The following is a 22,600-nucleotide window of genomic DNA, read 5'->3' on the forward strand; positions in this document are numbered from 1 at the left end:
ATTTGCGTGAACCTCATGACGACCGATGACGTCCGCACCTATGTCGACCATTGCGCGGGGCGGCTGAGCCTTAACCGGCCCAAGGCGCTGCACTCGCTCAACCTCGACATGGTGCAGGCAATGACGCGTGCGCTGCTCGACTGGCGCGCCAATCCCGATGTGCGGATCGTGCTGATCGACCATGCCGAGGGGCGCGGGTTCTGCGCGGGCGGCGATGTGGTGGCGATCGCGAACGACGTGCCAGCGGGCGCGACCGTTGGGCGTGAATTTTTCTTTGAAGAATATAGACTTAATCATCTGATGTACACTTATCCTAAGCCGGGTGTGGCGTTCATGGACGGGGTGACGATGGGCGGCGGGGTCGGGATTTCGTGCCCATGCCGCTATCGCGTCGCGACCGAGCGGACGGTGTTCGCGATGCCCGAGACCACCATCGGCCTGTTTCCCGATGTCGGCGGCGGGCGCTATCTGTCGCGGCTGCGCGGGCGAAGCGCGCAGTATCTGGCGCTGACCGGGGCGCGGCTCGACGGGGCGGATTGCGTCGCGCTGGGGCTGGCGAATTTCTACGTGCCGTCGGATCGGCTCGAGGAGGTCAAGGCGGAGATCTGCGCGACCCCGGAGAAGACCGAGTCGATCCTCGCCGGCGCGGCGGTGTCGCCGCCGCCAGCCAAGATCGTAGCACAGCTTCCCGACATCGATCGGCTGTTCGCGTCAGACGATTACGAGACGATCCTGCGCGACCTTGAGGTCGACGGCGGCGAGTGGGCGGCGGCGCAGCTCGCAACGCTGGCGCAACGCTCGCCGACCTCGTGCAGGGTCTCGCTCAAGATGCTGGTCGAAAGCCCGCGCCACCTCCATTTCGTCGACGAGATGCGGATGGAATATGCGATCATGATCCGGATGTACCAGGCGCACGATTTCGCCGAAGGCGTGCGCGCGCTGCTGATCGACAAGACCGGCGATCCGCAATGGCACCCGGCCAGCGCGGCGGACGTTACCGACGCGATGGTCGACGCCTATTTCCAGCCGCTCCCCGCCGATCAGGCGTGGTCGCCGCTGCCCCCGAAGGAATGAACATGGCCAATTACGAAACCCTGCTGGTCGAGCAACGCGACGGCGGCGTTACTTTGATCACGCTCAACCGTCCGCAGGCGCTCAACGCGCTCGACAACCAGGTGCTCGGGGAGCTGGTCGCGGCGTGCCAGGCGTTCGATGCCGACCCGTCGCAAGGCTGCGCAGTGCTGACCGGCAGCGAGAAAGCGTTCGCGGCGGGGGCGGACATCAAGGAAATGGCCCCGCAGAGCTTTGGCGACATGTACGGGGACAATTATTTCGCCGGGTGGGAGATGTTTACGCGCACCCGCAAGCCGGTGATCGCCGCGGTCGCCGGGTTCGCGCTCGGCGGCGGGTGCGAGCTGGCGATGATGTGCGACTTCATCCTCGCCGCCGACACCGCCAAGTTCGGCCAGCCCGAAATCAGGCTCGGCGTCGCGCCGGGGATGGGCGGGAGCCAGCGGCTGACGCGCGCGGTGGGCAAGGCGAAGGCGATGGAGATGTGCCTGACCGGGCGCTTCATGGATGCCGAGGAAGCCGAGCGCGCGGGTTTGGTGTCGCGGATCGTTGCGGCGGCCGATCTGGTCGAGGAGGCGGTCAAGGTCGCCGCGCAGATCGCCGGAATGGCGCCGCTCGCGGTCAAGGCGAACAAGGAAATGGTCAACGCCGCGTTCGAGACGATGCTCGGGCAGGGCGTTCAGTTCGAGAGGCGCTTGTTCCACGGTCTTTTCGGGACCGAGGACCAGAAGGAAGGCATGGCGGCGTTCGTCGAGAAGCGGGCGGGGAAATGGGTGGGGCGTTGACCACTTATTTTCCTCTCCCTTGACGGGAGAGGATAGCGAAGCTTGGCAGCTTGCTGCCTGGCGGAGCTTGGAGAGGTGAGCGGCGCCCAAGCGCCGCGCGGTCGCAAGCGCGACCGCTTACCCCTCACCCAGCTTCGACTAAGGCCGGCTGAAGAAGCCGACCTAAGTCTGCGCAACCCTCTCCCGCAAGGGGAGAGGGGAGTTTTTTGGGAGAACACTAAATGGCACGCGTAGCATTTATCGGCCTCGGCAATATGGGCGGCGGGATGGCCGCGAATCTGGCCAAGAAAGGCCACGACGTCCGCGCGTTCGACCTGTCGGCCGACGCGCTCGAGAAGGCCAAGGCGGCGGGCTGCCTGCCCGCCGCTAGCGCCACGGAGGCTTGCGACGGCGCCGAGGCGGTGGTGACGATGCTCCCCGCGGGCCGCCACGTCGAGAGCGTCTATACCGACAGCGTGTTCGGCGCCGCGCCGGCGTCCGCGATCCTGATGGATTGCTCGACGATCGACGTCGCCACCGCCAAGCGCGTCGGCGAAGCTGCGCTGAGCAAGGGCCTGACGATGGTCGACGCCCCCGTGTCGGGCGGGATCGCGGCGGCCAATGCGGGCACGCTGACGTTCATGGTCGGCGGATCGGCCGAAGCGTTCGACCGCGCGCAACCGTTCCTCGCCGACATGGGCAAGGCCGTGATTCACGCCGGCGCGAGCGGCGCCGGCCAAGCGGCGAAGATCTGCAACAACATGGTGCTGGGCGCGGAGATGATCGCGACGTGCGAAGCGTTCCTGCTCGCCGACAAACTGGGCCTCGACCCGCAGAAATTCTTCGACATCGCCAGCGTTTCGTCGGGACAGAGCTGGTCGCTGACCAGCTACGCGCCGTGGCCGGGGGTCGGGCCGGAAACGCCCGCCGACCGCGATTACCAGGGCGGCTTTGCGACCGCGCTGATGCTCAAGGATCTGCGGCTGGCGATGGAGGCGGCGGCGTCGGTCGATGCCGACACGCCGATGGGCGCGAAGGCTGCCGAACTGTACGCGGCGTTCAACGACGAGGGGAATGGCGGACTCGATTTCTCCGCGATCATCCGCGCGCTCGGAAAGCGCGAATGAGCGTCGCGTTCCGTCGCGATTCCGACGAAGAGCATAAGGAACCGCGCTTCGAACTGCCGATCCCGGCCGGGCCGAACCTGGTCACCGAAAACAGCCCGGCGCTGATCGATGCGCGCATCGCCGCGCTAGAGGCGGAAGCGACGCACGCCGACGAACCGCGCCGCTCGGAGATCGCGCGGAGCTTGCGCTATTGGCACACGCGGCGAGTCACCGCGATCGTCGCCCCGCCGCCGCCGGCCGACGCAATCGCGTTCGGCTCGCGCGTGCGTATCGCGATGGACGGCACCGAGCGCGATATCCGCATCGTCGGGGACGACGAAGCCGAGCCGGCAGCCGGCCTGATCGCGTTCAGCGCCCCGCTCGCCCGTGCGCTGATCGGCGCGGGGGAGGACGATGTGGTGTCGCTGCCCGGAAAGCCGGACGCGGTGGAGGTGGTGGCGCTGCTCTAATCCTCCCCATGCATGGGGAGGGGAACCATGCGAAGCATGGTGGAGGGGGATCGCCACGCGCGATTCGAGGGCGGCCCGCCCCCTCCGTCAGCGCTATGCGCTGCCACCTCCCCGTAAACGGGGAGGATTATTCGTCAAAACCCGATCCAACCACCTCCTCTCCCTTGAAGGGAGAGGATAGCGAAGCTTGCGAGCTTGCTCGCTAGCGCAGCTTGGAGAGGGTGAGCGGAGCAACGCTCCGCGCGGTCGCAAGCGCGACCGCATACCCCTCACCCAGCTCCGACTAAGGCCGCGCCGAAGAAGCGCGCCCTAAGTCTGCGCAACCCTCTCCCGCAAAGGGGAGAGGGGGGTGTAATCCAGCTTGCAATGTTGGGTTTCCGGGCAGAATTGGTCCGGCTCGCGTTCGACGCGGAGGTGATTCCGCGTCGCCGGACCTCGCTTGCGCGAGGCTGGCCGGGCTTCGCCGTCTCAGGATTAGCGTGCGCTAATCCGGTGCGGTCCTGTCCGGGAACCTTCGGTTCCAAAACAGGAGCACTTTGTGCCTCAACCCCTCACCCGCGCCCAGCAGATGGAGAATGCCGAGTTTTTGCGCCACCTGCGCCGAACCGGCAACGCCAGTACGGCGGCGCGCGCTGTGGGGTTCGAGCGCGGGCGGTTTCTCGAACGCCGACGCAAGCATCCGGGGTTTGCGCTGCAATGGGACGCCGCGCTCGCGCTTGCCCACGGAGCGCTCGGCAGGGCGGCGCCGGCATCGCCGGAAAGGCCAATTTCGCTGACCGGCGAGCCGCACATCGTGCGCGGCAAATCCGGCCGCCTCCATATCCGCAAGGCGCGGTCTCGCACGATCGACCATGCCGCGCGGCAGAACTTTCTGGCAGCGCTCAGCGCCACGGCGAACGTGGTGCTCTCGGCCGCGGCGGCGGGTTATTCGACCAACGCGATCTATGAACACCGGCGTAGGAACCCCGCCTTCGCGCGCGAATGGCGGCTGGCGCTGGAAAGGGGATATGAGCGGTTGAAGCTCGCGTTGCTCGAAACCGGCCTGCCCGAATCCTTCGCGGACGACGACTGGCGCTGCAACGACTCGCCTGCGCTGCCGCCGATGACGGTGAGCCAAGCGCTGCACCTGATGCATCTTCACCGGAAGGAAGCGCTCGACCTCGACGAACCGCCGCACCTCAAGCGACGCCGCGGGGAGAACCGCGAGGCGCATTTGATCCGGCTGAGCGAAATGTACGAGGCGAGGCGCGAACGAGAGCGGATGAAGTACCGCATCGCCGAGGCCGAGCGCCTCGCCCGCGGCGAGCCGACCTATCACCGATGGGAACCGGGCGAGCTGCCCGACCTCGCGCAAGTGACGGGATGGTCGAGGGCGAGCGACAAGCCGTCGACCGACGCGAGCCGTGCGCTGTTCGGGGGATGGCGGATGGAGGATATTCCGGCGGGGAAGCGGAAGGGAGGCGGGTGAGATGGAATCGGCGCTCTCGATGATCACAGCGTTAACCGGGGAACTGCAAAGCGTCGCGACGCGTCATCTGGAGAACAGCTTATAACTGGAAGGGCGCGGCGGAGAACGCTGCGCTGATCTTTCGGCGATTGACTATGGTTGTCGCGCAAAGGCGTGACAGGCTGATTCAAGCGTCGGTAGAGCGGTGCCAACACGTCCATGTAGGACGCGGGGCCACCCAAACCACCCGGTCGAGCGAGACGGCCGCGGGTAGGGTGGCTACCGATCATAAAGGCCCGACCTATGTCACCGATCAAACTTCCGGCCATTCGCGCTATCGAGCCCACCGCAATCAGCGTATTCATCCAGAAGGGGCACCCGTGGATGGCGCTGGCCTACGGCGCCCTATGGCTGATCACCACTTCGGCGGGGCCGATCATGTTCGCGCTCGCCATGGCGCACCGCCTGTAAGGCGGGAGACCAATGGATGGAAATGGCCGGAAATCATGCACACCGGCACTAACCAAGGCCAAATCGCCCTTGTGGTAATAACTAAGATCAGGCAAAGATCAGACATGCTCTGCGGAGCAGGTCCGAAAGAAGATTCCAACCTTCGGAAGGGCGGTGGTTAGGAAGGCCCAGTGTTGAAACCGATGGGCCCTTCCAGAAGGCCCGTTTGGACGCCTTCCTAACCACCATTATTATTCCGCATATATAATTCGTACTGAAGTTGCAATTGGATTGCACTTTTTATCGTACGTTTTTCCAACATTATATCCGACGTATATGCTGGCGTGTTTCCTAACGTATTTTCTGGCGCGGAATTGGCGGTGTAGACGGTGTTTGAATGGCGTTGTGTATTCGCATGTGATTGACCTGTTGGCTATCGAACTACCTTGCCAGTAATTTTCGCAATGAGTTTTGTATCGAAGCGCTCAAGATTGCGTCTGAACCATTGGTGGCGGATCGTGAATCGCGAAATTCGATGGCCACCACCTGTGGATAACGTGGTTATTGTGCACATAGAAACGCCTCCGCACAGCGCGTGGACGCGTGCAATGGTTATTTTGCAGCTACTTACGAGTAAAAAGGGGGGTGTGAATAACTAGGTGGATATCCAGAGCGCCCCTCTTGACGACGAATCAGAAAAGGTGTGCACCATCCCGTAGGGATCGCGGCAAAGTCCGACCCTGCGCCACAGCCAAGAAGAGCCGAAGAGCGTCTTTTTTTGAGCAGGAGTGCGCCTACGTGACTTTCAGATATCCCGGCGAAGCCGAGACGGAGCAAATCGGCAAGCTGGTCGAGAATGGTCATCCGCGAATGGCGTTAGTTGCCATCTGTCTTCGCATCGTTTGCCGCACGATCCTTCTTGTGGGACTGGCGGTATATGCGCCGCAATCGATTGATCATGTGAAGACCGCGATCGTTACGGCGAATTAGGCACGGTGATCGCGGCGTGACGTATGTCCGCTCATCAGCGCCCCCATATTCCCCTCTCCCGCCCGACACGGTAGGACCGCCCCAAGAGCAAGACCGGGGGGAACAGGGATGGTGACGATGCCACCGGAAGAATTGTGGCCCGATCCCGCTCCTTCCAACATCCGCTTCGTGATCGCCGCCTCCTCGGTGGGCACGTTGTTCGAATGGGTACGACGTCTTTATCTACGGCACCTTGTCGTCGATCGTCGGCAACGCGCTCTTCCCGGCGATCCGCTCCGGCCGGGCACTGTTACCCATATGCCGCCCGCCGGGCCACCGACGAGCTTGACCTGGGGACTGTGTTACGAGACTATCACGCCACAGAGGCTGGGAGCGTGACATGGACCGTCGGCAATTTCTGGCGAGCGCGGCTTCGCTCGGGGTCATCGGCATCTGGGCGACTCGATCGGCCGCGGCGCCGTCGCGCGTGGCATGGCGGGAGGATCGCGCGCTCTATCCGCAGGGCGTCGCGTCGGGCGACCCGGACGAGCATAGCGTCATCCTGTGGACCCGGCGGCCGTTCGATCGGGGCGATCGGCACGAGCTGACGGTGGAAGTGGCGCTCGATGCCGACTTCCGCCGAGTGGTCGCGACGGCGCGCGCGCCGGTGCTGGCGGCGGCCGACTGGACGTGCCGCGCCCTGGTCGGCGGGCTCTCACCGGCGACGACCTATTGGTATCGCTTCAGCGACGACAGCGGCGCGGGCAGCCGGGTCGGGCGGACGATCACCGCGCCGCGCGCCAGCGATCCGCGCCCGGTCCGCTTCGCGTTCGTGTCGTGCAACAGCGTCAACGAAGGCGCGCAGAACGCCTATGCCCGGATGATCTGGGAGGACGAGCGCGCGCCCGCCGACCGCAAGCTCGGCTTCGTGCTCCACTTGGGCGACTTCATCTACGAGGTTTTCGAAAAACCCGCCGAGCTGCCGAAGCGCTATTCGCGCACCGTCTATGATCTCGGCCCCGTCCCCGACGCGCGCAAGGTCAGCAAATATTTCTACGTTCCCACCAACCTCGCCGGCTATCGCCACATCTATCGCGCGCATATCGACGACCCCGACATCCAGGACGCGCGCGCGCACTTCCCGTTCGTGTGCATCGGCGACAATCACGAATTCTCGTGGCAGGGCTGGCAGAGCTTCATCAAATATCCGGGCAGCGGGGTCGAGCCCGCGCAGCCGCTGCGAGTCGCCGCCAACCAGGCATGGTGGGAATATATTCCGTCGCGGGTGGCGAAGGCTTCGGGGGCGGGGCTCGATCAGTTCGGCCCGCCCGCGGTGACCAAAGCGCCGATCGCGACGTTCGACGATCATGGCTTCGGGACCGAGGCGAACAACCGCGCGGCGGTCGGCAGCATGACCGCGTATCGGGCGATGCGCTATGGCCGGCACGTCGAGCTCATCCTGACCGACTTGCACAGCTACAAGGCGGCGGACCCGACCGATCGCCCGGAGGCGGCGGCGCTCGATTCGGGGGAGTATCCGGTCCTGCCGCAGGAATGGCTGGAGATCACCGACGGCGGGCGGGACTATAATGGCGGCAAGCCCCCGGCGACGATCGCGATCGGCGACAAGACCATCCCCAATTTCCGCAAGGACGATCCGCCCTACACCGCGCTCGGCCGCGAGCAGAAAGCGTGGCTCAAGGATCGGCTGACCCGGTCGACCGCGACGTGGAAGATCTGGGGTGCCACCAACGGCACGCTCGACATGCGGACCGACGCGCAGAACATCCCGGCCGCGCTCGTCAAGACGCCGTGGATGGGCAAGGACTTCGGCACGTTCGGCGGCGGCGATTTCAGCGGGGCGTTCGCCGAGCGCGCGGAAATTTACGACACCGTGCGCGACCACAAGGTGTCGGGGTTCGTCACCGTGTCGGGCGATCGCCACAGCTTCTGGGCGGGCTATGCCGCGCCGCATCTGCCGCCGGCCGGGTTCGCGCCGGTCGGGATCAGCTTCATCACCGGCTCGATCTCCGCGCCCGGGATGGGCGAGGCGGTCGAATTCTCGAAGCCGTCCCCGCTGCAGCCGCTGTTCGTCCGCACGACGCCCGGCGCCGCGCCCGAGCACACGGTCAATTTGACGATCAAGCGCGGGGTGCTGAGCGCGCTCGAATATGCCGCGAGCGGCGACATCGCCAGGGCGCGCGCGCTGACCAATCCCGACGTCGCGCCGCACCTCGAATTCGTCGACATGGCGGGGCATGGCTATGCCGTGGTCAGCGCCGGGCCGAACTCGATCGACACCGAGTTCGTCTGCATCGTCCGGCCGGTGGCTCGCGCGACGACCCCCGACGGCGGCCCGCTGCGCTATCGCGTGTCGCACCAAGCCCGGCTGTGGCAACCGGGCACGCCGCCCAGGCTCGAGCAGCGCGTGCTCGAAGGCGACGCCAAGCTGTCGATCTGACGCTCCGCCGCGGGATCGCAGTCCTCACCGCCTGCATATTCCACTCCCCCGCGCGACACGGTAGGACCGTGCTAAACCAGGACCAGGGGGGAAAGCATGGCGACGATGGCACCCGAGGAATTGCGGCCCGATCCCAGCGTGTCGGACATCCGGCTGGTGATCGCGGCGTCGTCGCTCGGCACGTTGTTCGAATGGTACGACTTCTTCATCTACGGCACCTTGTCCTCGATCATCGGCAAGGCGTTCTTTCCCGGTGACAACGTCACGCTGCAGACGTTGCTGGTTTGGGCGACCTTCGCGGTGGGGTTCGGCTTCCGGCCGATCGGGGCAGTGCTGTTCGGGTTCCTCGGCGACCGGCTGGGGCGCAAATACACCTTTCTGATCACGATCACGATGATGGGCATCGCCACCGCCGGGGTCGGGCTGATCCCGCCGGCGACCCGGATCGGGCTGTGGGCGCCGGGGATCGTGATCCTGTTGCGCGTGCTCCAAGGCCTCGCGCTGGGCGGCGAATATGGCGGGGCGGCGATCTATGTCGCGGAGCATTCGCCGCCGGGTAAAGCGGGGTTCTACACCAGCTTCATCCAGGCCAGCGTCGCGGGCGGCTTCATCCTCAGCCTCGCGGTCGTGCTGCTGACCAAGCTGGTGGTGAGCGGCGACACGTGGGCGGCATGGGCGTGGCGCTTCCCGTTCGTGTTCTCGCTCGGTCTGCTCGCGGTGTCGCTGTGGATGCGATTGAAGCTGAGCGAGAGCCCGGTGTTCCGCGCGCTCAAGGAAGCGGGGGAGACGGTCAAAAACCCGTTCGTCGCGAGCTTCACCTATCCCGGCAATTTGAAGCGGCTGTTCGTCGCCTTGTTCGGGATCGCGGCCGGGCTGACGGTGATCTGGTACACCGCGCTCTTCTCCACGCTGTCGTTCCTGACGACGACGATGCGCGTCGACGAGACGACGGCGCAGCTGATCGTCGGGGCGGGCGGCTTGGCCGGGTTGTTCTGGTTCGTGCTGTTCGGGCGGCTGTCCGACCGCGTCGGGCGCAAGGCGCCGATCGTGATCGGCTACGCGCTGACGCTGGCGCTGCTGTTCCCGATCTTCTGGGTGATGGGAAGCGCGGCCAACCCCGGCCTTGCGCATGCCAATGCGCGCGCGCCGGTGATCGTGTCGGGGCCGCATTGCAGCTACGATCCGTTCGCCAAGGCGCAGGTGGACGAGTGCGGCAAGCTGCTCGATTATTTCTCGAAGAAGGGCGTTGCCTATACCAAGGGATCGACCCCCGCGGTGGTGGTGCTGATCGGCGGCGAGGCGGTGCCCGACACCAGCCCCGCCGGGCTCGACGCCGCGCTGACCGCGGCGGGGTACAAGCTCGACAAGGTCAAGCCGACCTGGATCGGGATCGCCGCGATCCTGTTCGCGATGCTGGTGATGAGCGCGCTGGCGGGGGCGACCTATGGCCCGGTCGCGGCGTTGCTCGCGGAGATGTTCCCGCCGCGCATCCGCTACAGCTCGATGTCGATCCCGTATCACATCGGCACCGGCTATTTCGGCGGGTTCCTGCCGTTCATCAGCCAGCTGATCGTCGCCAAGACGGGCAATCCCTATGGCGGGCTGTGGTATACGTGGTGGGTCGTGCTGGTCGCTTTGCTGGTGGCGCTGTGGGGATTGAAGTGGAAGGACGAGCCGCACCCGGGCTGACGATCCTCGGTGCCGAGGGGTGTCGGGCCGACAGCCGACACGAAAAGGGCCGGGCGATCCGCTGATCGCCCGGCCCTTCTTTTTCGCTCAGTTCCTGATCAGAACTTCGTCGAGACGTTCACGAAGAACGAACGCCCGACAAAGTCGAACCCGCTGTACAGCGGCGAATCGCCGATACGGTTGACTGCACCCGACGAAATCTTGGGCGGATCGGTATTGAGCAGGTTGCGGACGCCGATCGTCATCGCGAACTTGTCGCCGTGATAGGTGCCCGACAGCGAGTGCAGGAAGTAATCGGGAGTCTTGAAGTTATAGGTCGGACCGCCCCCGAAATAGGCATTGCTGTCGAGATGCTGCGTCCACTCGAGACTGTAGTGGATGCTCCAGCGATTAACCGCATACGTGCCGTCGAACACACCGGTGAAGCGCGGATACGCGTTGCCTGTGTACAGCCCGGTCAACTCCGTGATCGGATCGGTCGGCAGCGTCTGGTTGTAACGTTGCAGGTACTGAGTCACGGCGGCGTTGAGGGTAAGCTTGCCGGGGCCCAGCGGCAGCCCGATGCGGGCGTTATAGTCGATACCGCGCAACACCGACTTCGAGATGTTCACATAGCCGGTGGTCACGATCAGGCTGTACGGTGCGACAGGGCTGCGAACCACCAGATTGCAGACAGCATTCGCGCGGAAGGCGGGATCGTCATAGCATTGGCTGAGGATCGTCGAGAAGCTCAGCTGGCTGACGCCGTTATTGACGCGAACGTTGAAGTAATCGGCCGACAGCGACACATCAATGTTGCCGAACCGCGGAGAGAGCACCCCGCCGAAGTTGATGTTACGCGACTTTTCGGCGGAGAGGCCCGACGCGGCGCCGCCGCGCTGATTGACCTGGATTCCGTTCGTCGGGGTGAAGCCCAGCGGCACGCCGTCGGCTGCGCAGTTGCGGACGCGGACTGGCGATGATGCCGCGGTCAAGTTGCCGCAAATGTCGCTCGAGGCAGCTTGGAAGCCTGAGGTCGCACCCAGATACTGTTCGAACAGCTGCGGCGCGCGGAACGACGTGCCGTAGCTGCCGCGGAACAGCAACCATTTGGTTGGCGCCAGCACGCCGCCGATCTTATAGGTCGTGTTGCCGCCGTACGAACGATAGTTCGTGTAACGCGCAGACCCGTTGATCGTCAGATCGTGAATGATCTGATCGTGCAGCACCGGCAGTTGCAACTCGCCGAACACTTCGGACACGGCGTCGCTGCCGCGGGTGATCGTGGACGAAGTGAAGCCGTAGAGATTGCCGTTCTGGCTCTCGGTCGAGGGCGTGTCGTCGATGCTTTGCGTGCGGCGCTCGGCACCCAAGGCGATCTGCGCGCTACCGCCCGGCAGCTTGAACAGCGGACCGTCGATGTTGAACGCGAAGGTCGTCTCACGGAACTTCGTCGTTCCCGTGACCGGGGCGACTACGTAGTTGAGGAACGACTGGTACTGCGAGAAGTCGCCGCCGATGATCGCTGCACTCAGCGGCGGAGCGGCGACGCAGCCGCCGGTCGGGTTGCGGCAAGCAAACCCGGACCCCGATGCCACCACATCCAGGCTCTGCGCCAAGCGGCTCGTCAGGATCAAATCGGTGGTGTAACGCGAGTCCGACCACGACTTGCTGGCGTAGGCGTCATAGTGGAAATTCCACGGCAGGTTGCCGCGAATGCCGCCACCGAACTTCACGAAGTCGGACGTCTGATAGTTGTTGTAGTTGCCGTAGTTCGCAAAGACCCGCGCGGCGACCGGCGTGCCGGTAATGCACGTCGGGAAGCTGGCCTGGCTGCAGGTGCCGAAATTGCCGTTGCGCAGGGCGGTCGGCAACAACAGGCTGCCTTGGTTATAGTCGATGGTGAACTGCCGCTCACCCAACTGGCTCGAGTTGCGACGCGACACGAGCAGTTCGGCATAGACTTCGGCGTCGCCCAGCGAATGCAGCTTGTAGGAGCCCGACAAGAAGCCGTTATAGTTTTCGGTCGGCGAGATGAGGGCCTGATTGAGCAGGCTGCGAGGGAAGGTGTCGCGAATGTTGGTCGACAGCAAGCCGCCGCCGACGCACTCATAGCCCGGATAGGCTCCCGTCGTGACCGCCGCATTTGGACGGAAGCGGTTGCAGACCTGTTGCGCAATCGTGCCGTAGCCGGCGGTTGTCGGCAACGTCCCGTATCCGGCGGGAACGCCCGCCGCCAACGCAACCGAACTGCCCGCGACCGTGGGGAGACCGATGGTGTTGATCGTCAGACCGCTGTCGCCGGTACCGTTGACGATGCCATAGCATTTCGGCTGACCGGTCGCGGGATCGATGAAGTCGCCCGAACCATAGCCGCCGCCGGTGCCGTTATAGCGGCCACCGATCTGGCATTGCATGAAATCGCGGTCGCCATACGTCAGCGCATCGCGCTGGTAATATTCCAGCGAGCCATCGATCTCGAAGCGGTTGCCCGAGGCGCCGAACAGCAGCCCGAGACGCTTTTGTACACCGGCCCCGACTTGCGGCACGTTCACTTCGCCGTTCAATTCGATTCCGTTGATTTTCCTGCGCGTGATGACGTTGATCACGCCGGCGACCGCGTCCGAACCGTAAATCGACGACGATCCGGAGTTGAGGACCTCGACCCGGTCGACCATCGCGTTCGGCAGCGAGTTGAGATCCGCCGCGCCCACCGCGCCGCGCGAGCCCGATGGGGCAAGCCGACGGCCGTTGAGCAGAAGTAGCGTGCGCGACGTACCGAGGCCGCGCAGCGACACCGTGTTTGCGCCCGGACCGCCATTGGTGACATAGCCGCCATACGCATTGTTGATCTGCGACGTGCCGTTGGTGACTGCATTACTCTGCAGAAGATCGGTGGTTGTGCTGAAACCATTTGCGATCGCATCGTCGCGCGTCAGCACGGTGACCGGATCGGCACCCTTGTAGCGGCTGTTGCGGATCCGCGAGCCCGTAACGACGATGTCGCCGGCGCTCTTGTCCGAACCGTCGGCATTGGCCGTGTCGGTCGTCGTTCCGGGCGTGGTGGACCCACTGACCTGATCGGGGACGACCGTGGTATCGTTGGGTTTCGGCGCGGTCTGAGCAAACGCGGTTACCGGTGCCAGCGCTGCACACGAAACAAGCGCGGTCGCCGCCAAAAGGTGCGAAATTTTCATTGTTGTGAGACCCCCAAACCAGAAGGCGCTTTTTCCCTAAGCGCGTTGGCCCACAAAACCGTTCCGGACCTTTCTGGCAAGCGGATGGAGCCGCGTACCTCCTCAATTTATGTCAAAATATGGCGATTTGTATCAATTTGTATCAATTTTATCACCGAAGGACATAAGCGCTGACGCATATTCATCCAGGCGCGAGGGCATTCAGCCGGTATCGCCGGTCGGCTAGCATCCGGGCTGACCTGTCGCTACGCAGCCGCGATGGTTCCCGCTCCTCTTCGATTGCGTCGCGACGCGGACGCGCTCGTCGCCAATTGGCGCGCGCTGGCGCGGTTGAGCGGCGCGGCGGCGTGCGGCGCGGCGATCAAGGCGGATGGTTACGGGCTCGGTGCCGCGTGGGTGGCGAGCACGCTCGCCGCTGCCGGGTGCCGCGATTTCTTCGTCGCGACCTGGGCGGAGGCCGAGGCGCTCGCGCCGCTTGGGCTGCCCGGCCTCGCGGTGCTTCACGGGGTCCGCGCGGAGGACATGGCCGCGGCGCGATCGGGGATCGCTCGGCCGGTGCTCAACACCGCGGCGCAAGTGGCGCGCTGGCGTGAAGCCGGGGGCGGGGCGTGCGACGTGATGCTCGACACCGGGATGAACCGGCTCGGTTTGAGCGCGGAGGATCTCGCGGCGGGTGCGCTGGACGGGCTCGCGACCGACACGCTGATGAGCCACTTGGCCTCGGCCGACGACGATTCGCCCAGGAATGCGGACCAGCGCCGCCGCTTCGTCGCAATGGCCGCCGGCGTGCGCGCCGAGCGGCTGAGCCTCGCCAATTCGGCCGGGATCGCGCTCGGCACCGATTACGCGTTCGACCTCACTCGACCGGGCCTTGCGCTATACGGCGGCGTCCCGCGGCGCGAACTTGCCGGCGCAATCGTCCAGGTCGCGCGGCCCGAGGCGCAGGTGCTGCAGCGCCGCCGAGTGCGAGCGGGCGAGACGGTCGGCTACAACGCGACCTGGGCCGCGCCCGCCGATACCGAGGTTGCGATCCTCAATATCGGGTATGCCGATGGCTATTGGCGGGGCTTTTCGGGGCGGGGGCGGGCGATGTGCGAAGGCGTCGCGCTGCCAGTGCTGGGGCGTGTGTCGATGGACCTGATTGCGGTCGACGTGACGGGGCAGGCGGTGGCGGAAGGCGACTGGCTCGAGCTCGATTATGATTTGCCGCGCGCATCGGCTGAATCGGGCATGTCGCAATACGAATTGCTGACCGGGCTGGGAGATCGGTTCGATCGCTTGCCGTGAGCGTTCGGCCTGCACCGCCCGCGCTGCAATCGCACAACAGATTTTTATCGAGCGCCCCTACGTCATGCTGCGGATATTCCGCGCAGCATGTTGCGGTGCGTCAAGCAACGTTCTAGGCAGGCGGCGAAGCTGCACAGGGGCGCCAGGCGCATGAAGAAGCACGCGGCGGGCGATGGCCCGGTGATCGTCAAGAAGTACGCCAACCGGCGGCTCTACAACACCGAAAGCTCGTCCTACATCACGCTCGACCACCTGGCGGCGATGACTCGCGCAGGGCGCGACTTCAAGGTGGTCGACGCCAAGACCGACGAGGACATCACCCACAACGTCCTCACGCAGATCATCATGGAGGAGGAAAGCCGCGGCCAGACGATGCTGCCGGTCAATTTCCTGCGCCAGTTGATCGCGATGTACGGCGATTCGATGCAGGCGATGGTGCCGGGGTATCTCGAAGCCTCGATGGACAGCTTTCGCCGCAATCACGAGCAGTTCAAGACCGCGGTCGAGGGCGCGTTCGCCAATTCCCCGTTCGCGGAGATCGCCAAGCGCAACATGCAGATGTTTGAGGCCGCGACGCAGGCGTTCAAACCCGCCGGCGCCAAAGAGACCGCGCCCGTGAGCAACGATGAGGATGTCGCCGCGCTCAAGGCCGAGCTCGCGCGGTTGCGGGAAAAGATCGACAAGCTCGGGCACTAGCGCATGGACTGGTCGGGCAAGCAGATCGCCGAAGCCGCGATCGCGCTGGCGCTCGTCGTCGCTTCTCTCGCAGGCGTGGCCGACTGGCGGCATCGCAAGCGCGACGATCTCGACCGGGTGGCGTTGCTCGACTGGCGCAGCGTTCAGTTCTTCGCGCTGGTGGCGGCGGTGGTCGCGTTCAGCGTCGCGGTGAACCTTTAGTTTTGATGCGCTTCCGCCAACCGGCGTGAGCCGCTCGGACTCAGTAGAAGCTTTCGAGCGTCAGTGCACGGACGCCGCCGCCGCACATGCCGAGCCGCACCACGCGCCCCGGGGCCGCGGCGGGCCACGCCGCGATCGGCTCGCCGGCATAAGCGGCGGAAATCGCGGTGCCGTCGACGCTGCAGATTTCGTCGCCGGGCTTCCATCCCGCCGCAGCCGCCGGGCTGCCGCGCATGACGTGGAGCACGCGAAGGCGATCGGCGCCGGTCGCGAGTAGCAGTCCGCTGGTCGAGCGCAGCGCCGGCCGGTCGGTGTCGGGGGTGACCGCCATCACCATCCGCCCCGCGCGCGGATCGAGCAGCACGCGGAAACGCTGCAGGAAACCGATCCCAATCCGGCCTGCCGCGCCCATCCGGGTCGAAAAGCCGCCGCCCGATTCGATCAGCGTCTCAGCACCGCGCAACGTCGCGTCGCCGACCGCGACCTCGGGCAGCACGGTGAGGTCCGACTGGACCGGCCCGGCGACGCTGTACGAAACGGTGGTGGTCGTCGCCGGCCGCGCGCCGTCGATCGTGCGCCAGGCATCGGTCGATACGGTGATCGTAGCACCATCGCCGGTATCGACGATCATCGGCCGCAGCCGCGTGTCGCCGACGCGCATCTCGCTGATGTAGAGCTGGTCGCGGCCCGACAGCGATAGCGGCGCGCTTCGCCCCGCGAACGGCATCCGGCCGCTGGGCAGCAGGCGAAAGCGATGCGCGGCGAAATCGATGTCGAGCGCATAGGGGCGCAACAGGTCGCTGCCGATCACCGCGTCGACCGCGGCGGTACCCCCAGTCGCGCTCGTCGGCAGATCGAGCACGCCCAATCGCCCGCCGGTCTTGGTCATTCCGCCGATCACCAGCGTGCGCCCGTTGGTCGCGCCCATCGCGACCGAGCCGCCGACGCCGATGCCGCGCCCGCCGTCACCGATCCGCAACCCCGCCGCGCTCGCCCAACGGCGCGAGATCACCGACTGGCTGAACCCGGTGTCGAGGATCGCCAGAGCGGGGCGCCCGTCGATCGTCATCGTGAAGGCGATCTGGTTGCCGGGCGTGAGGTCGAACGACACCCACTGCGCCTCGGCATCGGGCGAGAGCGTCGTGCGGTCGGGGAGCGGTAGCGGCATGGCAGGCGCCATCGCCGCGCCGAGCGGCGCGGGGAGGAGGGCGAGAAGCGGGAGCAGCCGGCGCATGGTCATGCCATAGCGCGGCCTGCCCGCCGCCGGAACAGCGTTAGCGGCGTGTTAACCCCGTTCTTGCGTTGCTGGCCATGAGCCTGCGGCGCTGATAATTTCGATACGATGGAGGGGATCGCGATGAAGCGAATCGCTTTTGCAATGGCAGCAGGTGTTTTGTTGGCGGCCAACGCGGCCAACGCGGTGGTTGAGCGCTACGATTGTGCAAAGGTCAAAGGCGAGACCGATATCGTCCAGATCGACCGAGACACCAAAGAGTTCAGTTTTTCGGAAGGCCGGAGTGGCGGGCTTGGCCGTCGACCGATCTGCGCCTGGTTCGACAAAATCGCGCGCGACACACTTAAGGAAGTAACGCCGCGATGCACGGTCACTTTTGCGGATGACGCCGTCGTGGCCGACTATGTCGAGCTGGACGGACCAAAGCCGTTCGACGCCATGATCGGCTTGGACACCGACGCGCTGACGCTCACCTCCATCTTTCGTGGGGGCGTGGACGTGGCAATCGTCGAGACGGTCAAGTGCAAGCGACTCTGACTTTTCGTTAAAGGCAAGCCTCCAGAAACGCCTGGTCGAACCCGAACTGGCGCGCTTTCTCGAGCGTGTAGGGGCGCAGCCCCATCGAGCGATATTCGCCGACGATCTTGCCGTCGGCGCTCTCGTCGAGATACTCGAACTTGAACAGCTCCTGCGTCACGATGACGGGGCCTTCCATGCCGATCACCTCGGTGATGTTGGTCACGCGGCGCGAACCGTCGCGCAGGCGCTTGACCTGGATGATCAGCTCGACCGAGTCCGCGATCTGGCGGCTGATCGCTTCCTTGGGGATCTTGATGTCCCCCATCATCACCATGTTCTCCATGCGGCCGAGGCATTCGCGCGGGCTGTTCGCGTGGAGCGTGCACATCGATCCGTCATGGCCGGTATTCATCGCGGCGAGCAGGTCGAAGCATTCCGACCCGCGAATTTCGCCGAGGATGATGCGATCCGGGCGCATACGCAGCGCGTTCTTGACGAGATCGCGGATGGTGATCTCGCCTTGCCCTTCGAGGTTCGCCGGGCGCGTTTCGAGCGGCAGCCAGTGCGGCTGTTGCAGCCGCAATTCGGCCGCGTCCTCGATCGTCAGCACGCGCTCGCCGGGGTCGATCATCTTCGACAACGCGTTGAGCATCGTCGTCTTGCCCGAACCGGTACCGCCCGAGATCACGACGTTGAACCGGCAGGCACCCGCGATCTTGAGCGCGGTCGCCATCTTCGGGCTCATCGATCCGAACCCGGCCATCATGTCGAGCGTGATCGGCTTGTCGGAGAATTTACGAATCGAGATTGCGGTGCCGCGCAAGCTGAGCGGCGGGACGATGACGTTGACGCGGGAACCGTCCTTGAGGCGGGCGTCGGCGAGCGGCGTGGTCTGGTCGACGCGCCGGCCGACCGAGTTGCAGATGCGCTGCGCGATCTGGAACAGATGCTCCTCGTCGCGGAACTGGATCTGCGCGAGCTCGAGCTGGCCCTTGCGTTCGATGAACGTCTGGTCCGGCCCGTTGACCATGATGTCGGAGATGTTGGGGTCGGCGAGCAATTCCTCGAGCGGCCCGAGCCCGAGCAATTCGTCGACCAGCACCTTTTCGAGCGCGAACTGCTCGCGGCGGTTGAGCGTCAGCTTGAGCTCGGCGAGCACTTCGCCGATGATCGGGCGGAATTCCTCGGCCAGCTCGTCCTTGTTGAGCGTGGCGGCGGCTTCTGGGTCGACGCGTTCGAGCAGGCGCGGCAGCACCTGTTCCTTGATCTTATGGACCGAGGCTTCGAAGCCTTCGCCGCGCGAGCTGCCCGATTCGGCGCTGGCGTTCTGGCGATCGGCGAGGCGCTGCATCGCGTCCTGTTGGACGCCCGGCATGTTGCCCGCGGGCGTGCCGGCGGCGATATCGGGCGGCGTGGCTGCGAGGGTGGGATCCTGTCCACCCGGGAGCGGCGGAAACTGCTCCGCGACGTCTGGCTCGGACCGCGCGCCGCCGCTGCCCTGCATCGGTTTTGCGACGCCGAACGCCGGCCGCCCGGCGGTTCCAGCGCCTAGTCCGTTACGGCGCCCAAACGCGCTCATGCCGTGAATCCCTTCATAGTCCCGACCGGTCGTACGGGCGAAGCTTTGACAATTTACTAACCAATGCGAGGCGCGGGAGAGTTGGGCGGGAAGGGGCCGCCCCCCTGGAATAGTTACGCCGCGATCGCCTCGAGCTTCTCGCTCGCTTCCATCCACGCGGCTTCGGCGGCGTCGATCTTCGCCTCCACATCGGCGCGGCGTTTCATCAGGTCGGTCATCGTCAGCTTGGCGAGGTCGGCCGCCGCAGACTTGGGATCGAACATAGCGCGGTCGATCGCGCTGCGTTGCTCGTTGAGCCTGGCGAGCTCCGCCTCCGCCGCCTTCGCCGCCTTGCGCAGTCCCTGGCTCGCCTCGCGCGCTTCGGCGGCGGCACGCCGCGCATCCTTCTTGTTGAGCTTGGACACTTCCTTCGCCGTGTCGGACGCGTCCTTCGCGAGCACGAACGCGATATAATCGTCGAGGCTGCCGTCGAATTCCTTCGCGGTGCCGGCATCGACCAGCACCAGGCGATCCGCCGTCATCTCGAGCATGTGGCGGTCGTGACTGACGATCACCACCGCGCCCGAATAGGCGTTGAGCGCCTGGATCAGCGCTTCGCGCGCATCGACGTCGAGATGGTTGGTCGGCTCGTCGAGGATCAGCATGTGCGGCGCGTCGCGCGTGATCAAAGCGAGCGCGAGCCGCGCGCGCTCGCCGCCCGACAATTTGCCGACCTTGGTGATCGCCTTGTCGCCCGAAAAGCCGAACCGGCCGAGCTGCCCGCGCACCGCGCCGGGACTCGCGCCGCGCATCTGCACCGTCATGTGCTGGAGCGGGGTGTCGTCGGCGTCGAGCTCCTCGATCTGGTATTGCGTGAAGTATCCGACGCGCATCTTGCCCGACGCGTTCATCGATCCGTCCATCGGCGCGAGTTGCGCCGCTAGCAGGCGGGCCAGGGTGGTCTTGCCGTTGCCGTTTCGGCCGAGCAGTGCGATTCGGTCGTCGGGATCGAGCCGGAGATTGAGGCGGCTGAGCACCGGGGTATCGCCATAGCCGACGCTGGCGAGGTCGAGCGTGATCAGCGGCGGACGCAGCTCGGCCGGGCTGGGGAAGTCGAAGCTCAGCGACGGATCGTCGACCAGTTCGGCGATCGGCTGCATCCGCGCGAGCGCCTTGGCACGGCTCTGCGCCTGCTTGGCGGTCGAGGCGCGCGCCGAATTACGCGCGACATAATCCTGCAGTTTCTCGCGCTCGGCCTGCTGCTTCTGCCGCGCCGAGGCGATCTGCGCCTGGCGCTCGGCGCGCTGGCGCTCGAAGGAATCGTACCCGCCGGGATACAGCCACAATTTGCCGCGCTCGAGGTGGAGGATGTGGTCGACCACGTTGTTGAGGAAATCGCGCTCGTGGCTGACGATCAGGATCGTCGCGGGATAGGATTGCAGGAAATCCTCGAGCCACAGCACGGCTTCGAGGTCGAGATGGTTCGACGGCTCGTCGAGCAGCAGCAGATCGGGCTGCGAGAACAGCAAGGACGCCAACGCGACGCGCATCCGCCAGCCGCCCGAAAAGCTGTCGAGCGGGCGGTGCTGCGCCGGTTCGTCGAAGCCGAGCCCGACCAGAATGCGCGCGGCGCGCGATGGCGCGGCGTGGGCGTCGATCGCATTCAATCGCTCGTGAAGTTCGCCCAGCCGGTCGGGGTCGTGGCTGGTTTCCGCCTCGTGCATCAACGCGGCGCGCTCGATATCGGCGGCGAGCACCGTTTCGAACGGCGTCGCTGCGCCCGCGGGCGCTTCCTGCGCGATATAGCCGAGCCGGCTGCCGCGCGGCATGTCGGCACTGCCGGTATCGGGATCGAGCATCCCGGCGATCACGCGGACCAAGGTGGTCTTACCCGCGCCGTTGCGACCGATCAGCCCGACGCGGCTCTTCGGCGGCAGCTTGGCGGTCGCGCCGTCGAGAATCGTCCGCCCGCCGAGGCGGACCGTGATGTCGGTCAGGTTTAGCATGATTGGGCGCCCTGTAGGGGAGGAAAGCCTTCTCGTCACCCCGGCCTTGAGCCGGGGTCCCGCTATTTTCCCGGTCGGTGAGAAGCGGGACCCCGGGTCGAGCCCGGGGTGACGATTGGGAGGGGCGACGCTACACGTCGAACCGGGAGGGCTTCGATGACGACCGAGACCGCGAACGCCGTCCGCTATCGCATCCTCGTCGCGATCACGCTCGGCTATGGCCTGACCTATACGTGCCGCCTCGCGATCGGGGTGATCAAGAAGCCGCTGATCGACGGCGGCGTATTCACCGCCGGCGAGTTCGGCACGATCGGATCGGCGCTGTTCCTCGCTTACGCGATCGGCAAGTTCTTCAACGGCTTCATCGCCGACCATATCAACGTGCGGCTGTTCATCGTCGCCGGGTTCGCGCTGTCGGGCCTGTGCTGCCTCGGCATGGGCGCGACGACCGGGGTGGCGATGGCGACATTGCTGTGGGGATTGAACGGCTGGTTCCAGAGCGCCGGCGCTCCGGGCAGCGTGATCGCGCTGACCGCCGCGTTTCCCGACGCGCAGCGCGGCCGCGCCTACGGCATCTGGAGCACGTCGCACTCGATCGGCGAGGGACTGACGTTCCTCGCGGTGACCGCGGCGGTGACGTGGTGGGGGTGGCGCTGGGGCTATTGGTCGGCGGCGGTCTTGAGCGGAGTCGCCGCGTTGCTCGCCCTCGCCCTAATCCCCAATCTTCACCATCCGCGCCGAACCGGCGAGGTCGGGTCGCGGCCGATCGACGTGCTCAAGGCGCAGGCCGCGGTGCTGGCGATCCCGTCGATCTGGCTGCTCGGGCTCGCCAGCGCGCTGATCTACGTCACGCGCTACGCGATCAATTCGTGGGGAATCCTCTATCTCCAGGAAGCCCATGGGCTGTCGCTGACCAGCGCGGGGACGCTGATCCTGATCAGCAACCTCGCCGGCATCGCCGGCGCGGTTGCCTATGGCTATTGCTCCGACCTGGTCTTCAAGGGGCGCCGTCCGCCCGCCAACCTGATCTTCGCGATGGTAGAGATCGTCGGGATGCTGGTGATCTTCTACGGCCCGGGCACGACCCCCGTGCTGGTGTTCGGCATGGTGCTGTTCGGGCTCGGCATGACCGGGCTGGTCACCGCCACCGGGCTGTTCGCGACCGACCTAGTGCCAAAGCGCGTCGTCGGCGCGGCGCTCGGGGTGATCGGGACGTTCTCCTATCTCGGCTCGGCGATTCAGGAGCAGGTATCCGGGGCGCTGATCGATCGCGGCACGACGACGGTCGCGGGCGCGCACCATTACGATTTTTCGAGCGTGGTCGCGTTCTGGATCGGCGCGTCGGTGGCGTCGATGGTGCTCGCGCTGCTGCTGTGGCGGCAGGGGCAGACCTATGCGACGGTCGATGAACCCGTGACGGTCGCTGTGTAATAATTTTTCGTCACCCCGGCCTTGTGCCGGGGTCCGCCTAGCGGCAAGCGACCGGCAGGAGGCTC

General features: G+C 65.6%; 18 protein-coding genes. 14 read left to right on the top strand and 4 right to left on the bottom strand.

Annotated elements, in window-relative coordinates:
• Positions 1 to 15: 15 nt before the first annotated feature.
• The 9 genes from VH326_RS09135 (at position 16) to VH326_RS09175 (ending at position 10,427) form a co-directional block, all read left to right on the top strand.
• A complete protein-coding gene (locus tag VH326_RS09135) occupies positions 16 to 1,074 on the top strand; it encodes an enoyl-CoA hydratase/isomerase family protein (RefSeq protein WP_329631542.1) in 1,059 nt (352 codons plus the stop codon).
• A gap of 2 nt (positions 1,075 to 1,076) precedes the next feature.
• Positions 1,077 to 1,856, top strand: coding sequence for an enoyl-CoA hydratase (locus tag VH326_RS09140; protein ID WP_329631508.1), 780 nt, complete (start codon positions 1,077 to 1,079; stop codon positions 1,854 to 1,856).
• 221 nt (positions 1,857 to 2,077) lie between these two features.
• Positions 2,078 to 2,962, top strand: coding sequence for a 3-hydroxyisobutyrate dehydrogenase (mmsB, locus tag VH326_RS09145; protein ID WP_329631509.1), 885 nt, complete (start codon positions 2,078 to 2,080; stop codon positions 2,960 to 2,962).
• Positions 2,959 to 3,411 carry a GreA/GreB family elongation factor gene (locus tag VH326_RS09150; RefSeq protein WP_329631510.1) on the top strand — a complete coding sequence of 151 codons (453 nt, stop codon included), beginning with the start codon at positions 2,959 to 2,961 and terminating at the stop codon, positions 3,409 to 3,411. Before mmsB ends, VH326_RS09150 begins: the two co-directional genes overlap by 4 nt.
• A 538-nt stretch (positions 3,412 to 3,949) precedes the next feature.
• The gene (locus tag VH326_RS09155) at positions 3,950 to 4,879 is read left to right on the top strand and encodes a hypothetical protein (RefSeq protein WP_329631511.1); all 930 of its coding nucleotides are present in this window, start codon (positions 3,950 to 3,952) and stop codon (positions 4,877 to 4,879) included.
• Between the two features lie 282 nt (positions 4,880 to 5,161).
• Complete coding sequence (locus tag VH326_RS09160) at positions 5,162 to 5,329, top strand: hypothetical protein (protein WP_329631512.1); 168 nt, start codon at positions 5,162 to 5,164, stop codon at positions 5,327 to 5,329.
• A 777-nt stretch (positions 5,330 to 6,106) separates the two neighbouring features.
• Complete coding sequence (locus tag VH326_RS09165) at positions 6,107 to 6,298, top strand: hypothetical protein (RefSeq protein ID WP_329631513.1); 192 nt, start codon at positions 6,107 to 6,109, stop codon at positions 6,296 to 6,298.
• A 379-nt stretch (positions 6,299 to 6,677) separates the two neighbouring features.
• The gene (locus tag VH326_RS09170; RefSeq protein ID WP_329631514.1) at positions 6,678 to 8,738 is read left to right on the top strand and encodes an alkaline phosphatase D family protein; all 2,061 of its coding nucleotides are present in this window, start codon (positions 6,678 to 6,680) and stop codon (positions 8,736 to 8,738) included.
• 96 nt (positions 8,739 to 8,834) lie between these two features.
• Positions 8,835 to 10,427 (top strand): MFS transporter, encoded by a 1,593-nt coding sequence (locus VH326_RS09175; RefSeq protein ID WP_329631515.1) that lies wholly within the window; start codon positions 8,835 to 8,837, stop codon positions 10,425 to 10,427.
• A 98-nt stretch (positions 10,428 to 10,525) separates the two neighbouring features.
• On the opposite strand, the gene VH326_RS09180 is transcribed toward VH326_RS09175, so the two are convergent.
• The gene (locus tag VH326_RS09180; RefSeq protein ID WP_329631516.1) at positions 10,526 to 13,603 is read right to left on the bottom strand and encodes a TonB-dependent receptor plug domain-containing protein; all 3,078 of its coding nucleotides are present in this window, start codon (positions 13,601 to 13,603) and stop codon (positions 10,526 to 10,528) included.
• A 258-nt stretch (positions 13,604 to 13,861) separates the two neighbouring features.
• Here VH326_RS09180 and VH326_RS09185 point away from each other — a divergent pair, with 258 nt between their 5' ends.
• From VH326_RS09185 to VH326_RS09195, 3 genes are all read left to right on the top strand, one after another.
• Positions 13,862 to 14,890 (top strand): alanine racemase, encoded by a 1,029-nt coding sequence (locus VH326_RS09185; protein ID WP_329631517.1) that lies wholly within the window; start codon positions 13,862 to 13,864, stop codon positions 14,888 to 14,890.
• A 150-nt stretch (positions 14,891 to 15,040) separates the two neighbouring features.
• The gene (gene phaR / locus VH326_RS09190) at positions 15,041 to 15,586 is read left to right on the top strand and encodes a polyhydroxyalkanoate synthesis repressor PhaR (RefSeq protein WP_329631518.1); all 546 of its coding nucleotides are present in this window, start codon (positions 15,041 to 15,043) and stop codon (positions 15,584 to 15,586) included.
• 3 nt (positions 15,587 to 15,589) lie between these two features.
• Positions 15,590 to 15,787, top strand: coding sequence for a hypothetical protein (locus tag VH326_RS09195; protein WP_329631519.1), 198 nt, complete (start codon positions 15,590 to 15,592; stop codon positions 15,785 to 15,787).
• A 40-nt stretch (positions 15,788 to 15,827) separates the two neighbouring features.
• On the opposite strand, the gene VH326_RS09200 is transcribed toward VH326_RS09195, so the two are convergent.
• Positions 15,828 to 17,027, bottom strand: a complete 1,200-nt coding sequence (locus tag VH326_RS09200; RefSeq protein WP_329631520.1) for an aspartyl protease family protein — start codon at positions 17,025 to 17,027, stop codon at positions 15,828 to 15,830.
• 102 nt (positions 17,028 to 17,129) lie between these two features.
• Between VH326_RS09200 and VH326_RS09205 the strand changes: the two genes are divergently transcribed.
• Positions 17,130 to 17,558, top strand: a complete 429-nt coding sequence (locus VH326_RS09205; RefSeq protein ID WP_329631521.1) for a hypothetical protein — start codon at positions 17,130 to 17,132, stop codon at positions 17,556 to 17,558.
• Positions 17,559 to 17,565: 7 nt separating this feature from the next.
• On the opposite strand, the gene VH326_RS09210 is transcribed toward VH326_RS09205, so the two are convergent.
• Together VH326_RS09210 and VH326_RS09215 are read right to left on the bottom strand one after the other, a co-directional pair.
• Entirely contained in the window at positions 17,566 to 19,119 is a 1,554-nt protein-coding gene (locus VH326_RS09210) for a CpaF family protein (RefSeq protein ID WP_329631522.1), read from the bottom strand.
• Between the two features lie 113 nt (positions 19,120 to 19,232).
• Positions 19,233 to 21,104, bottom strand: a complete 1,872-nt coding sequence (locus VH326_RS09215) for an ABC-F family ATP-binding cassette domain-containing protein (protein WP_329631523.1) — start codon at positions 21,102 to 21,104, stop codon at positions 19,233 to 19,235.
• Positions 21,105 to 21,260: 156 nt separating this feature from the next.
• Here VH326_RS09215 and VH326_RS09220 point away from each other — a divergent pair, with 156 nt between their 5' ends.
• The gene (locus VH326_RS09220; protein WP_329631524.1) at positions 21,261 to 22,535 is read left to right on the top strand and encodes an MFS transporter; all 1,275 of its coding nucleotides are present in this window, start codon (positions 21,261 to 21,263) and stop codon (positions 22,533 to 22,535) included.
• Positions 22,536 to 22,600: the final 65 nt, after the last annotated feature.

The sequence above is a fragment of the Sphingomonas sp. genome (genome assembly GCF_036269755.1).
GTDB lineage: Bacteria > Pseudomonadota > Alphaproteobacteria > Sphingomonadales > Sphingomonadaceae > Sphingomonas.